The 12,980-nt window shown below is 32.2% G+C and carries 13 protein-coding genes and 1 tRNA gene; 7 read left to right on the forward strand and 7 right to left on the reverse strand.

Translation table 11 applies throughout. The features are described 5' to 3' along the window. Nucleotides 1-59: 59 nt before the first annotated feature. The 3 genes from rnpA (at nucleotide 60) to MTX13_RS06335 (ending at nucleotide 2,997) form a co-directional block, all read left to right on the forward strand. Complete coding sequence (gene rnpA, locus MTX13_RS06325) at nucleotides 60-458, forward strand: ribonuclease P protein component (RefSeq protein ID WP_250433570.1); 399 nt, start codon at nucleotides 60-62, stop codon at nucleotides 456-458. Further along, nucleotides 442-2,076, forward strand: coding sequence for a S41 family peptidase (locus MTX13_RS06330; protein ID WP_250433875.1), 1,635 nt, complete (start codon nucleotides 442-444; stop codon nucleotides 2,074-2,076). The genes rnpA and MTX13_RS06330 overlap by 17 nt, the downstream gene beginning before the upstream one ends. 63 nt (nucleotides 2,077-2,139) lie before the next feature. Next, nucleotides 2,140-2,997 carry an OmpA family protein gene (locus MTX13_RS06335; protein ID WP_250433572.1) on the forward strand — a complete coding sequence of 286 codons (858 nt, stop codon included), beginning with the start codon at nucleotides 2,140-2,142 and terminating at the stop codon, nucleotides 2,995-2,997. Here MTX13_RS06335 and MTX13_RS06340 read toward each other — a convergent pair. From MTX13_RS06340 to rpiB, 3 genes are read right to left on the reverse strand one after another with little or no spacing between them, the layout of a single operon-like run. Next, a complete protein-coding gene (locus tag MTX13_RS06340; RefSeq protein ID WP_250433574.1) occupies nucleotides 2,994-3,437 on the reverse strand; it encodes a GNAT family N-acetyltransferase in 444 nt (147 codons plus the stop codon). The genes MTX13_RS06335 and MTX13_RS06340 overlap by 4 nt on opposite strands. A 13-nt stretch (nucleotides 3,438-3,450) precedes the next feature. After that, entirely contained in the window at nucleotides 3,451-4,362 is a 912-nt protein-coding gene (locus MTX13_RS06345) for a cation diffusion facilitator family transporter (protein WP_250433575.1), read from the reverse strand. A gap of 41 nt (nucleotides 4,363-4,403) precedes the next feature. Beyond that, nucleotides 4,404-4,838: a ribose 5-phosphate isomerase B gene (gene rpiB / locus MTX13_RS06350; protein WP_250433576.1), complete on the reverse strand. Its 435-nt coding sequence runs from the start codon at nucleotides 4,836-4,838 to the stop codon at nucleotides 4,404-4,406. A 659-nt stretch (nucleotides 4,839-5,497) separates the two neighbouring features. Between rpiB and rnr the strand changes: the two genes are divergently transcribed. From rnr to MTX13_RS06365, 3 genes are all read left to right on the forward strand, one after another. After that, nucleotides 5,498-7,729, forward strand: coding sequence for a ribonuclease R (gene rnr / locus MTX13_RS06355; protein WP_250433577.1), 2,232 nt, complete (start codon nucleotides 5,498-5,500; stop codon nucleotides 7,727-7,729). A gap of 85 nt (nucleotides 7,730-7,814) precedes the next feature. Next, a complete protein-coding gene (locus MTX13_RS06360; protein ID WP_250433578.1) occupies nucleotides 7,815-8,489 on the forward strand; it encodes a head GIN domain-containing protein in 675 nt (224 codons plus the stop codon). 41 nt (nucleotides 8,490-8,530) lie between these two features. Then, nucleotides 8,531-9,211, forward strand: a complete 681-nt coding sequence (locus MTX13_RS06365) for a LysE family translocator (protein WP_250433579.1) — start codon at nucleotides 8,531-8,533, stop codon at nucleotides 9,209-9,211. A 10-nt stretch (nucleotides 9,212-9,221) separates the two neighbouring features. On the opposite strand, the gene MTX13_RS06370 is transcribed toward MTX13_RS06365, so the two are convergent. The 4 genes from MTX13_RS06370 to MTX13_RS06385 form a co-directional block, all read right to left on the reverse strand. After that, nucleotides 9,222-9,803 (reverse strand): hypothetical protein, encoded by a 582-nt coding sequence (locus MTX13_RS06370; protein ID WP_250433580.1) that lies wholly within the window; start codon nucleotides 9,801-9,803, stop codon nucleotides 9,222-9,224. A gap of 281 nt (nucleotides 9,804-10,084) precedes the next feature. Beyond that, nucleotides 10,085-10,155 (reverse strand) — tRNA-Cys (locus MTX13_RS06375). Nucleotides 10,156-10,198: 43 nt separating this feature from the next. Then, nucleotides 10,199-10,567, reverse strand: coding sequence for a dihydroneopterin aldolase (gene folB, locus MTX13_RS06380; protein ID WP_250433581.1), 369 nt, complete (start codon nucleotides 10,565-10,567; stop codon nucleotides 10,199-10,201). Nucleotides 10,568-10,634: 67 nt separating this feature from the next. Next, nucleotides 10,635-10,844, reverse strand: coding sequence for a zinc ribbon domain-containing protein (locus tag MTX13_RS06385; protein ID WP_250433582.1), 210 nt, complete (start codon nucleotides 10,842-10,844; stop codon nucleotides 10,635-10,637). A 103-nt stretch (nucleotides 10,845-10,947) separates the two neighbouring features. Here MTX13_RS06385 and MTX13_RS06390 point away from each other — a divergent pair, with 103 nt between their 5' ends. Then, nucleotides 10,948-12,951, forward strand: coding sequence for a glutamine--tRNA ligase/YqeY domain fusion protein (locus MTX13_RS06390; RefSeq protein ID WP_250433876.1), 2,004 nt, complete (start codon nucleotides 10,948-10,950; stop codon nucleotides 12,949-12,951). The last annotated feature ends 29 nt before the right edge of the window (nucleotides 12,952-12,980 follow it).

Genomic DNA, 12,980 nt, shown 5'->3' on the forward strand with positions numbered 1-12,980 from the left:
AGCCTAAATTTGCTCGCAATAAAATGGAATCACTATTTTCGTAACCTATTTAACCACATATGAGGCCTACCTACTCTAAAAAAGAAAAACTTAAAAGCAAAAAGCTTATAGATATCCTCTTTTCTGAAGGAAAATCGGTTTCATCTTACCCGCTTCGTATGGTGTATTTAGCAACAGAATTAAATAGTGATAGTCGGTTAAATGTTGGTGTTTCGGTATCAAAGCGCCACTTTAAAAAAGCACCTGACAGAAATCGAATAAAACGCTTAATGCGTGAAGCCTATCGCTTAAATAAGACGGTTATTTTTAACAACATTACAACACAATATGCGTTAATGATTTTGTACATTGGTAACGAGAAACCCAAATTTAGTGATGTAGAGTCTGCAACCGTCAAGCTTTTTGACAAATTTATTAAGGCTACAAAAATACTTTCTGATGATGAAAAAATTTCTTAAAAAAAGAATTATAATTCCTGTTTTAGCTGTAGTTATATTGTTTACAGGAACCGCTTTTCAAAACGACTTTTTTGAAATTGCTAAACAAATAGAAATATTTACAACGCTTTACAAAGAAGTAAATATGAATTATGTAGACGATACCAATCCTGCCGATTTAATGGATACCGCCATTAAAAGTATGCTTAAAGATTTAGATCCCTACACGCAGTTTTATAATGAACAAGATGTTGAAGCTGAAAAGATTAGACGTACTGGCGATTATACTGGTATTGGTGCTAATGTACGTACCATGAAAGATAAATTGGTTATTATTGAGCCTTATAAAAATTATCCAGCAGATAAAGCAGGTTTAAAAGCTGGTGACGAAATTATTAAAATTGGAAATACTGTTATTGCTGATTATAAAGAAGATGCTGGTGATTTATTGAATGGTTCTAACAATACTAAAGTTACTGTAACCTATTTACGTCAAGGAAAAGAATATACTACAACTATTACACGCTCTGAAGTTGAAATTGATGCAGTACCACATTTTTCTATGGTTGACGACAAAACAGGATATATAGTTTTGAGTAAGTTTAATAACAAAGCCTCTTCTCAAACAGGTTACGCCTTAAAGGATTTAAAAGCTCAAGGTGCAGAACGTATTATTTTAGATTTGCGTGGCAATCCTGGTGGTTTATTATTAGAAGCCGTAAATATTGTTAATCTATTTGTTCCTAAAGGCCAATTGGTTGTTACCACAAAATCAAAAGTTAAAAAGTTTAATCGTTCGTATTATACTCAACGTGAGCCTTTAGATACTGAAATTCCAATTGTGGTTTTAATTAATGGAAGTAGTGCCTCTGCTAGTGAAATTGTTTCAGGTTCGTTACAAGATTTAGATCGTGCCGTTGTTGTAGGTTCTAGAAGTTTTGGAAAAGGTTTAGTACAACGACCAAAACCTGTGGCTTATGGAACACAGCTTAAAATAACTATTTCTAGATATTATACACCTTCTGGACGATGTATTCAAGCTTTAGATTATTGGAATAGAGATGATAAAGGGAATGCTGTTCGTATAAAAAAAGATAATTACAACGAATTTAAAACCAGAAACGGACGGCCTGTTTTTGATGGTGGTGGAGTATTTCCTGATGAATCTTTAGAAATCACGAAAAACTCTGAAATCACCAAAGCTATCCAACGTGATTTTCTAATTTTCGATTATGCAACCGATTATTATTATAAACACCCTAATCTTAATGTAGCTGATTTAGAGCTTGGTAATTCAGATTTTCAAAATTTTAAATCCTATCTAAATTCGAACAATTTTACTTTTGAAACCGAAACCGAAAAAGCACTTACTAAAGTCTTGGAGAGCGCCAAAAAAGAAGAGTTGGATGATAATATACAAAAGGATTACAATACGCTTATTACCAACCTTAATAACTCCAAAGCGTTGGCTATTGACGAGAATAAAGACGAAATTTTAGCTTTACTTACAGACGAGATTGTTAAACGTTATGTATATAGAGAAGGATTGTACGATTATTATGTAGATCATAACGAAGAAATTAAAAAAGCTATTGAAATCTTATCAAACCCTAATAAATACAATGGTTATTTAAGATAATAAACCTCAATATTGGGCGTTTTAAAAAAATAAGTATATTGTATTTATATTTCAATGCCTACTATGAAAAGATTAATAGCGCTCTTCTTAATATGCTTAAGTTCTGTGGCTTGGTCACAATCTGAACAAGAAAAAGAGCGTACACATATTGTTTTCTTTGAAACGGATAAATACAATATTGTTCCTACTGAAGAAAGTAGGTTAATGTTGTTTCTGTCTGAAATAGAATCATTGGATATTGAAAAAATATCCATTTACGGTTTTTGTGACGATCGTGGTAGTGATGATTACAATCTACTATTATCGCAGTATAGGGCTAATTCTATTAAAGAAGTATTCTCAAAAAACGAATTTGACGAAACCGTTATAACCAATGTTGATGGTAAAGGTGAGGTATTGCTTACATTGGTAAAAGAGGAAGATGTAGCTAAAATTAGAGGTTTAAATCGTAAAGTAGAAATTCGTGTAAAACCGTATTCGCCACCACGTACCGAAGCAGAAATTAAAAAGCCTAAACAAAAAGAATTTACAGAGGCTATTAAAGGTGATATTAAAGCAGGTGATAAGTTTTTATTACAAAACATACTATTTAAAACCGGTTACAGTATACTTTTACCTGAATCAAAAAAAACCCTTGAAAAAATTGCCGAAACCCTTTTAGAGCGAAAAGACATTTATTTTACCATTCAAGGCCATGTATGTTGTACGCAAAACAGCCGAGATGCTGTTGATAGAAAAACCAACCAACGTAATCTATCTGTAGCCAGAGCAAAATATATATACGATTATTTAGCTAAAAAAGGTGTAGATAAACGGCGTATGAAATATGTAGGAATGCGTAGAAAATTTCCTCTAGGTGGCGACCCTAAATTTGATAGACGTGTTGAAATTTTGGTAACTTATGCTGGAGAAGGTAATTAAGATTTAACCATTGCCACATGAGGAATACCATCTTCAAGGTACTCCTCTCCTATGGCTTTAAAACCTAAATTGTTATAGAATGTATTAAGATAGGTTTGAGCTGAAATTTTAATTAAAGTTTCATTAAAATTTTCTTTTACAGCTTGAATTGACGCTTCCATAATAGCATAACCGTATTTGTGTTTACGTTCATTCGCTTTAACAACTACTCTACCTATACTAGCCTCTTTAAAGTAATCACCTGGTTTAAAAATTCGTGTATAAGCTACTAATGTATCTTTTTTGTAACCTAAAATATGTAATGCTTTTTTGTCCTTTCCATCTACATCTTGGTACACACAGTCTTGTTCAACCACAAAAACTTCTGCACGTAATTGCAATACATCATACAATTCCTGTAATGTTAATTCATTAAAAGTTTTTGTATAAACCTTAAACATCTCAATTAATTTTTTAATCTTGTACTATTACGTCTTTAGAATCTGCTTTATTAAATTCGGGTTGAATGGTTACATGATTGATTTCAAACGTATCATGCAATACATCTTCAATTTGCTTTAAAACCGAATTAAATTCAGTTATTGAAATATCTTCTACTAAATCTAAATGCGCTTCCAAATGTAATTCATCATCATTTAAACACCATACATGTACATGGTGTAGTTTATTTACTTTGGGTATTTTATGTACAACTCGTAATACTTCTTTTATATTAACCTGGTCTGGTGTAAACAACATAAGTATTTTAGTTGATTTCTTCAATAAATCGTAGCCAACCCAAACCAAATACAATGCAATTAATAAGGTTAGTACACTATCTACCCAGAAAATCTCGTAATATTTCATTAACAAACCGCCAATTAACACAGCAACGCTCGCCATCATATCTGTTAAAAGGTGTAAGTAAGCTGAGCGCATATTCAGATTAGAATCGGCATCGCGCTTTAATAACAACACACTAAATCCGTTAGCCAAAATAGCAACTGCTGATAACCATATTACCAAATTAGACTCTATTTCTTGTGGACCTTGATAACGTTTAACAGCTTCAATAATTAACAGAATACCAACTATTACCAATGTAGAAGCATTTATAAAAGCTGCTAGTATTTCGGCACGTTTATAACCAAAGGTTCTGTGTATGGATGCTTTACGTTTTGATAATTTAGAAGCTCCAAAACTAACGACAAGAGAGACAACATCAGAAAAATTATGAAGAGCGTCACTTAATAAGGCTAAACTTCCAGATACTAAACCTCCAATGACTTGTGATGCAGTAATTAGTACATTTAATAAAATAGAAATTACTAGATTTCTATCTTTTAACTGTGGATGATTGTGGTTATGTGAATGCGCGTGTCCCATATTATACCAATACTAAATTGGTATTTACTATTCAATTGATATTAACAGCTTGCAGGTATTTTATCTACGCGATTTTGATGACGTCCGCCTTCAAATTGAGTTTCTAAAAACGTATCAACCATTTTTATAGCTTGAGGAATGGCTGTATAACGTGCAGGAATACATATAATATTAGCGTTGTTATGTTGACGCGTAAGTTCTGTAATTTCATTCATCCAACAGATTCCTGCTCTTACATGTTGATATTTATTGGCAGTCATGGCTACACCATTTGCACTTCCACAAATTAATATTCCAAAATCAACTTTATTACTATCAACATCTTGTGCAACCGGATGTACAAAATCTGGATAATCTACACTATCAGTACTATCTGTACCATAATTTGAAATACTGTATCCTTTGCTTTCTAAATGTTTAACAATAGCGAATTTATACTCGGTTCCTGCGTGATCGTTTCCAATAGATATTTTCATTTTTTTGTTGTGTTGTTTATGGTGTAAAGTTACAAAATGATGTTACATGCTTTACAGTAAATAACTAAATAGTCCTGTTAATAGTATTTTATTTTTTATCTCATAACTTGTTAATAACTGTTTATTCTTTTCTAAAAGAAAAATTTTTAAAATTCAATTTATTTTACAAACAAAAACAGCAATGAAATGAGCAAAAAAATTACACTATTTTTTTAGCTGTTTTTTAAGCATCAAAATTCAGGTTTATAAACAGTAAAATTTAACTTTTTTATAAATATTAAGCTATTAACAAAGGTTATAAACAGCTGTTAATAGATTTTAAAATAGGCTTAAAAATGAATATGTTATAATAAATTTTAATGTTAACTAAATATCAATTAATTGTAAATTATGTGTTTTCAAAATAAAATAAGAAAAAGTTATTATGACTATTAACAAGCTATAATAATCATAAATTATTTTTTTAAATTTTTAAAAACAAAAGATGATATATTAGTATATGTGGATAAGTAATTTTACACTAAGTTAATCTTACATATAATATGATTTAATTTTAAAAACGTAGCTTTGTAGAAGTTTAATACAGTTTACTTCGCCTCGGTATTAAATTATTAATTACACGTTCCTGACTTTTGGAACCAGAATATGAAAAGAATTACATGACAAGAAAGAAAAAAAGGAAATCATCAAGAAACAAGATTTCCAACCTTACAAATACAATCTTAAGTATATTAAAAAAAGAACGAAACAAATCCTTTAACTATAAACAAATTGCAGCAAAACTTGGTGTCAATGATACCAGTAGCCGTAATCAAATTATTAAGAAGCTTCACCAGTTAAAAGCTAAAGGCGACATAGAAGAAGTAGAGCGCGGCAAGTTTAAAGCTATAGTTACTACTGATTATCATACCGGAATTTTAGATTTATCGCATAAAGGGTCTGGTTATATAATATCAGATGAATTTGAAGAGGATATTTACATTGCTTCAAATAATATTAATCGTGCATTAGATGGTGATGAAGTAGAATTTTATGTTTATAAACGCTTAAAACGCGGTAGACGAGAGGGAGAAATTACCAAAATATTAAAACGGGCAAAAAATGATTATGTAGGTGTAATTCAAGTACATGATAATTATGCTTTTGTAATTCCTGATAGTACAAAAATGTATAAGGATATCTTTGTACCCATTAATAAAGTTAACAAAGCTGAAGAGGGTGATAAGGTTTTGGTTTCCTTGGATGAATGGCCAGAAACTCAAGATTCCCCTAGTGGACGCGTACTTAAAGTTTTAGGAAAACCTGGTGAGCATAATACAGAAATACATTCCATTTTAGCCGAATATGGTTTACCCTATGAATTTCCTTATGAAGTGGAGGATTATGCGAATAAATTAGACACATCCATAACAAAAGAAGAAATAGCCAAACGTCGCGATATGCGTGAGGTTTTAACCTTTACTATTGATCCTAAAGATGCCAAGGATTTTGATGATGCTTTATCTTTTCAAACACTCGAAAATGGTTTGTATGAGATTGGTATTCATATTGCAGATGTATCACATTATGTAAAACCAAATACAGTTTTAGATGAAGAAGCTTATGAACGCGCCACATCTGTATATTTAGTGGATAGGGTTGTACCTATGCTTCCTGAAATTTTATCTAATAATGCGTGTTCATTGAGACCTCATGAAGAAAAATATACCTTTTCGGCAGTTTTTCAACTGAATGATAAAGCCGAAGTAATTAACCAATGGTTTGGTAGGACTGTTACATATAGTGATGCACGTTTTGCTTATGAAGAGGCTCAAGCTATTATTGAAAATAATTCAAATATCACCACGAGCGAAGTCGAGAGGTCTCAAATTAATTCAACCATTCCAAAAGATGTTTCCTTAACCGGAAAAGAATATCAAACCGATAAAAACATTGCTCTTGCTGTTCTGAAACTTGACGAACTTGCAAAAATTATGCGTCGCAAGCGTATGAGTTCTGGTGCTATTTCTTTTGATAAGGTTGAAGTTAAATTTAACTTAGATAAAGATAACAACCCAACAGGTGTTTACTTTAAAACGTCGAAAGATGCCAATAAATTAATTGAAGAGTTTATGTTATTAGCAAATCGAAAAGTAGCCGAATATGTGGGGAAACAAAAACCGCCTAAAACATTTATATATCGAGTGCATGACGAACCAGACGATAGTAAATTAGCCGCACTTCAAAACATTGTGGCTCGTTTTGGGTATAAACTTAATTTTAAAGATAAGAAGTCCACAACAGCATCGTTAAATAATTTATTAAGGGATGTTGTAGGTAAGAAAGAACAGAATTTAGTTGATACATTAGCTATTAGAAGTATGAGTAAAGCGGAATATACCACACACAATATTGGACATTACGGATTAGCTTTTGATTATTACAGTCACTTTACCTCGCCAATTCGTCGTTATCCAGATGTTATGGCACACCGTTTGTTGCAACATTATTTAGATGGAGAAAAATCGGCTAATGAAGAGGTTTACGAAGACAAGTGTGTACACTCCAGTAATATGGAATATCTAGCAACAAAAGCCGAAAGAGACTCTATTAAATACATGCAGATTAAATTTATGCAAGACCATAAAGACGAAGAATTTGTGGGTGTAATTTCAGGTGTAACAGATTGGGGAATCTATGTTGAAATCATTGATAACAAATGTGAAGGCATGGTTCGTGTTCGCGATATTACAGATGATCACTATGACTTTGATGAAACCGAGTTTGCATTAATTGGAAGAAATACAAAAAACATGTACCAATTAGGAGATGAAGTCGTTGTAAAGGTTAAAAATACCGATTTGGTTAAAAAACATTTAGACTTCAACTTATTAGGAAAGCTAGATGAATAATTTTTAATATAGAAAAATTCTTCGGTGCTTTGCATCGGAGTTTTAATTGTAATCCCATGAAAATGGAAATCTAAAAAATAGTATCATGAAAAAATCCCTCATTATTATCTTTTTAATGATAAGTACAGTATCATTTTCACAAGACATAGTTGAAAAACAAATAGGTGAATTTAAAGAACTTAAAGTTTACGATTTAATACAAGTTAAACTGGTTCAATCTTCAGAGAATAAAATTGAAATTACAGGAAAACACACCGATAAAGTTGTGTTTGTAAATAAAAATGGAAAGCTCAAGATTAAAATGGATATCGAGGAAGTTTATAATGGAGATGAAACCAAAGTAACCTTATACTACACGGGTTGTGATATTATCGATGGTAATGAAGGATCTTATATTTACTCTAATGATCTTATTAAGCAATTTGATATAGAATTAAGCGCACAAGAAGGTGCTAAAATAGATGTAGAATTAGAAACTTCTTACGCTACCATAAAAGCGTATACTGGCGGACATATTAAAGCAAAGGGAACATCAAAAAACCAAAATGTTTCAGTCTCTGCTGGCGGTATTTACGAGGCCAAGAACTTAATTTCAGAAACTACCGAAGTTAAGGTTAAGGCAGGAGGAGAAGCATCTGTTCATGCTACAGAATTGGCTGATGTCAAGATTACAGCAGGTGGAAACATTTATATTTATGGCAACCCAAAAGAAGTAAACGAAAGCAAAGCCATGGGAGGAACCGTAAAACGTATGGATTAATCCTACAAGTTTTCATAAATTTGTGAAAACTAATAACGTTTATGCTTGATGCCATATTAGCGGCCATACCTTTTGGAATAATTCTATCATTTACCATAGGACCTGTTTTTTTTGTGCTTTTAGAAACCAGTGCTACCAAAGGTTTTAAAAGTGCCATTATGTTCGATTTAGGCGTTATTTTAGCCGATGCGTTTTTTATTTTGGTGGCGTTTTACAGTACAAGTAAACTTTTGGATAAGGTTAAGGACGACCCGAGTTTTCTTATTTTTGGTGGTGTTTTATTAGCGGTTTATGGCTTTATTTCGTTTGTTAAAACCTCAAAATCATTTCGTTCTATAGTTCGTGATTTTCATACAGTAGAAATAAAGAAAAAATTTGGCAAGCTCTTTATTAAAGGGTTTTTATTAAACTTTATTAATATAGGTGTGTTGTTGGGTTGGTTGGGTTTTATTGTAATTGGTAATTCACTAACTGAAACCAGTCAAGAGCTATGGGTGTTTTTAGCCACCATTTTAGCAGTTTATTTTTTAGTTGACTTGTTAAAGATTGCAGCAGCCAAAACACTTAAAAACAAATTAACGCCACGACGCATCTTTAAAACAAAAAAAATTGTTGCCTTGGTTATTTTGGGTTTTGGAATATTACTACTGGTGCAAGGCTTCTTCCCAAAAGAAAAGGAAATGATTAAGGATAAACTGGAACAGATAAATCCTTTGGATTAGTCAATTAATTTTATTTTAAAATATACTTTTTCACAGTTAAGTCAGGATGAATTAATAATAGTTCATTTTTATCAAATTTAATATCCTCAATAGCATAATGATAGGTATAATTTGTATTTAACTTAATATTTTCAGAATAATCATACTTATTTGTTAACTCTTCTTTATTTCTAGCAAAAAAAGCTTTTTGTAAAGAAAAATATTTGGTTTTTATATTTTTAACATTAACAGCAATATCTGTTATTAAAACCGAATCTTTCGGTACAGTATCCCAACCCGACCAAGTTGTTAACCCCTTTTTTTGAACAGACACTATTAAATACCTATTATCAAAAATCTCGTAAAAGTAATTATAATCAATATGTTCTTTAAGCAATAAAACATCCTCTTTAAAGATTTCATCTTTAATCTTTATTAAACCAACTTCTTGAAAAGAAATAAAATCATTATTACTGTCTTTAGTAGACATAAATTTAAGTTCTTTTTTATGTGTGTTATTTGTTTCACAAGAAACAAGGAAAAGAAACATTACAAAAACACCAACTAAGCTTTTTTTAGTTGAGTTAAATAAAAAAAATAAAAAACTAGCCACAATAATTCTTTTTACAAATATTAAATAAAAAAAAGAGTTAAAAAATTTTAACTCTTTCTAGAGGTGTCGAGTGTCCCGAAGCTTCTCGGGAACCTCTGTAGATGGTGTTGTTTACTTTAATTAATTTTTTGTAAAAATTAGAAATAAAAAATCTTCAATGAAAGTAGAAGGTTATTGATTGTGTAGTAAGTTATATTTCGAACCGCTGTAATAATCTTACTCTAAATTTTCCTAAAATTTAAAAACAAAAAACCCTCAACGTCTGTTGAAGGTTTTTTTAGAGGTGTCGAGCGGATTCGAACCGCTGTAGATGGTGTTGCAGACCACTGCCTAGCCACTCGGCCACGACACCTTGTTCGACAGCAAATGTAAAAAAAATAAGTTTTTTACACTACTTACTTATAGTTTTTTCGTTTGTCGGTCATTTTTATCGTTACCATTTCCACATCACCACCAATAGGCGGATTCACTTTACTGATGCAAACCGTAGCTTTTTTAACTAATACATCTTCATTAAAAATACGGTCTAAAATACGTCTCGCAACTGTTTCCAATAAATGTGACGGTTTGTGCATTTCTTCACGTATTATACGATTAAGAAATACGTAATCAACAGTATCCCGCAACAAATCCGATTTTGCAGAAGGTTGTAAATTGGCTTTAACCTCTAAGTCAACACGATAATCACTGCCTATTTTAGTTTCTTCGCTTAAGCAGCCATGATTGGCAAAAACACGTATGTTTTCAACTTTAATTATTCCCATACGGCAAAAATAATATTCAGATTGTCACTTTAGGTGAAATTCTAAAATTAATTTATATCAAGAGGAACTAGTTGGTGAAAAAGTCAAAAATATTCGTAATGGTACTGGTTTTGGTTTTGTAAAATTCAGTATACGTACAGCGTTCACAGGTTACAGTGGTAAAGCGCTTATTTTGAATATTGAACAATTTTGTAAATAAACCACCAGTAGCCTGTATTTGATCGACTTGATACGTACGATTATGGCATTTTGGACATTCGTAGTTTCTATGTTGCATGTTTAAAGGGTTTTATTAATTAGTATGAAAAACGTTCTAGATGTTACAATTACACCTAAAAATGACTAATTTTGTGCGTCTCATTTTAGATGCAGAAATTATGATGTCAGAAGAAACAAAATCACTCAATTTTATTGAGCATATTATAGAAGACGATTTAGCTAATGGGTTGGACAAAAAAGCCTTACGGTTTCGTTTTCCTCCTGAACCTAATGGTTATTTACATATTGGTCACACTAAAGCTATTGGTATTAGTTTTGGTTTGGGTGAAAAATATAACGCACCTGTAAATTTACGTTTTGATGATACCAATCCTGCCAAAGAAGAGCAGGAGTATGTAGATGCTATTAAAGAAGATGTTTCTTGGCTTGGTTACAAGTGGGCTAATGAGTTGTATTCTTCAGACTATTTTCAGCAATTGTACGATTGGGCTGTATTGCTTATCAAAGAAAACAAGGCCTATGTTGATTCGCAATCTAGCGATGCTATGGCAGAACAAAAAGGAACACCTACGCAACCAGGTGTAGATGGGCCGTATCGTAACCGAAGTATTGAAGAAAATCTAGATTTGTTCGAACGCATGAAAAATGGGGAATTCGATGAAGGAACCCACGTGTTGCGCGCTAAAATAGATATGCAGCATCCTAACATGTTAATGCGTGACCCTATTATGTATCGTATTTTAAAGAAAGCACACCATAGAACAGGAAATGATTGGTGCATTTACCCTATGTACGATTGGACACACGGTGAAAGCGATTATATTGAACAAATTTCACACTCCTTGTGCTCGCTTGAATTTAAGCCACATAGAGAGCTTTACGACTGGTTTAAGGAACAAGTATATAAATATCAACCAGAAGCCTTACCTATGCTTCCTAAACAGCGTGAATTTGCGCGCCTAAACTTAAGTTACACCATTATGAGTAAGCGTAAGCTTCTTAAATTGGTTGAAGATGGCATTGTCAACGGTTGGGATGACCCTAGAATGCCTACTATTTCGGGGTTAAGGCGTCGAGGTTATACACCAGGTTCTATCAGAAATTTTATTGAGAAAGTAGGTGTGGCCAAACGTGAAAATGTTATTGATGTTTCTTTGTTGGAATTTTGCATTCGTGAGGATTTAAACAAAACCGCACCACGTGTTATGGCTGTTTTAGATCCTGTAAAAGTGGTTATTAACAATTATCCTGAAGATAAGGAGGAATGGCTTGAAGCAGAAAACAATCAAGAAGACGATAGTGCTGGCTTTAGAAAAGTGCCGTTTTCAAGGGAGTTATATATTGAAAAGGCAGACTTTAAAGAAGAGGCCAGTAGCAAATTCTTCCGATTAAAACTAGGAGGTGAGGTTCGTTTAAAAAATGCTTACATCATTAAAGCAGAAAATGTTGTTAAAAATCCTGACGGTTCAATAGCAGAAATTCATTGTACGTATTCAGAAGATACCTCTAAAAAGGTTAAAGGTACGCTTCATTGGGTATCCATAAAACACGCTATTAAAGCTGAAGTAAGAGAATATGATCGTTTGTTTATGGATGAAGCTCCAGATAGTCATGAGAGTAAGGATTTTATGGCATTTTTAAACCCTAATTCGCTTAAAGTAATCGACGCCTACGTTGAGCCAAGTTTAAAAGATGTAAAACCTGGAGAACGTTTTCAATTTCAGCGTTTAGGGTATTTTAATGTTGATGATGATTCTACATCAGAGCACCTGGTGTTTAATAAAACTGTTGGATTGCGTGATTCTTGGGCAAAGCAAAAACCAAAATCTCAAAACAACCAGCCCAAACAGAATAATAATCAACAGCAACGAAAAGCAATTAGTGTTATTCAACAACTGGGTAAAAAATACACGAATTATCCAGAAGAAAAACAGCAAAAAGTAAAAGCAGAAATACAACAATTAGCAAAAGAGGTCTCTTATGAAGAGCTAGAACCGCTATTTAATACTGCAGTAAAAAAAGCAGGAACCCGTATTGCTGTTATGATTGCTTTAAAAGTGTTATTAAACAATGGTCAAGAGCGAAATAATTCAATTAATGACTTTATTTCAAAGGCTTTAGAAGATAAGAACGAGCTTTTGGTATCAGAAGCACAAGAAGCATAATTTATTATTACAAACGTTAAATAATCCTA

The sequence above is a fragment of the Hanstruepera flava genome (assembly GCF_023634025.1).
Lineage (GTDB): Bacteria > Bacteroidota > Bacteroidia > Flavobacteriales > Flavobacteriaceae > Hanstruepera > Hanstruepera flava.

What these genes read in the sequence shown, in the direction of transcription:
- rnpA (WP_250433570.1), top strand. Translation starts at nt 60, where the DNA reads ATGAGGCCTACCTACTCTAAAAAAGAAAAACTTAAAAGCAAAAAGCTT.
- MTX13_RS06330 (WP_250433875.1), top strand. Translation starts at nt 442, where the DNA reads ATGAAAAAATTTCTTAAAAAAAGAATTATAATTCCTGTTTTAGCTGTA.
- MTX13_RS06335 (WP_250433572.1), top strand. Translation starts at nt 2,140, where the DNA reads ATGAAAAGATTAATAGCGCTCTTCTTAATATGCTTAAGTTCTGTGGCT.
- MTX13_RS06340 (WP_250433574.1), bottom strand. Translation starts at nt 3,437, where the DNA reads ATGTTTAAGGTTTATACAAAAACTTTTAATGAATTAACATTACAGGAA.
- MTX13_RS06345 (WP_250433575.1), bottom strand. Translation starts at nt 4,362, where the DNA reads ATGGGACACGCGCATTCACATAACCACAATCATCCACAGTTAAAAGAT.
- rpiB (WP_250433576.1), bottom strand. Translation starts at nt 4,838, where the DNA reads ATGAAAATATCTATTGGAAACGATCACGCAGGAACCGAGTATAAATTC.
- rnr (WP_250433577.1), top strand. Translation starts at nt 5,498, where the DNA reads ATGACAAGAAAGAAAAAAAGGAAATCATCAAGAAACAAGATTTCCAAC.
- MTX13_RS06360 (WP_250433578.1), top strand. Translation starts at nt 7,815, where the DNA reads ATGAAAAAATCCCTCATTATTATCTTTTTAATGATAAGTACAGTATCA.
- MTX13_RS06365 (WP_250433579.1), top strand. Translation starts at nt 8,531, where the DNA reads ATGCTTGATGCCATATTAGCGGCCATACCTTTTGGAATAATTCTATCA.
- folB (WP_250433581.1), bottom strand. Translation starts at nt 10,567, where the DNA reads ATGGGAATAATTAAAGTTGAAAACATACGTGTTTTTGCCAATCATGGC.
- MTX13_RS06385 (WP_250433582.1), bottom strand. Translation starts at nt 10,844, where the DNA reads ATGCAACATAGAAACTACGAATGTCCAAAATGCCATAATCGTACGTAT.
- MTX13_RS06390 (WP_250433876.1), top strand. Translation starts at nt 10,948, where the DNA reads ATGTCAGAAGAAACAAAATCACTCAATTTTATTGAGCATATTATAGAA.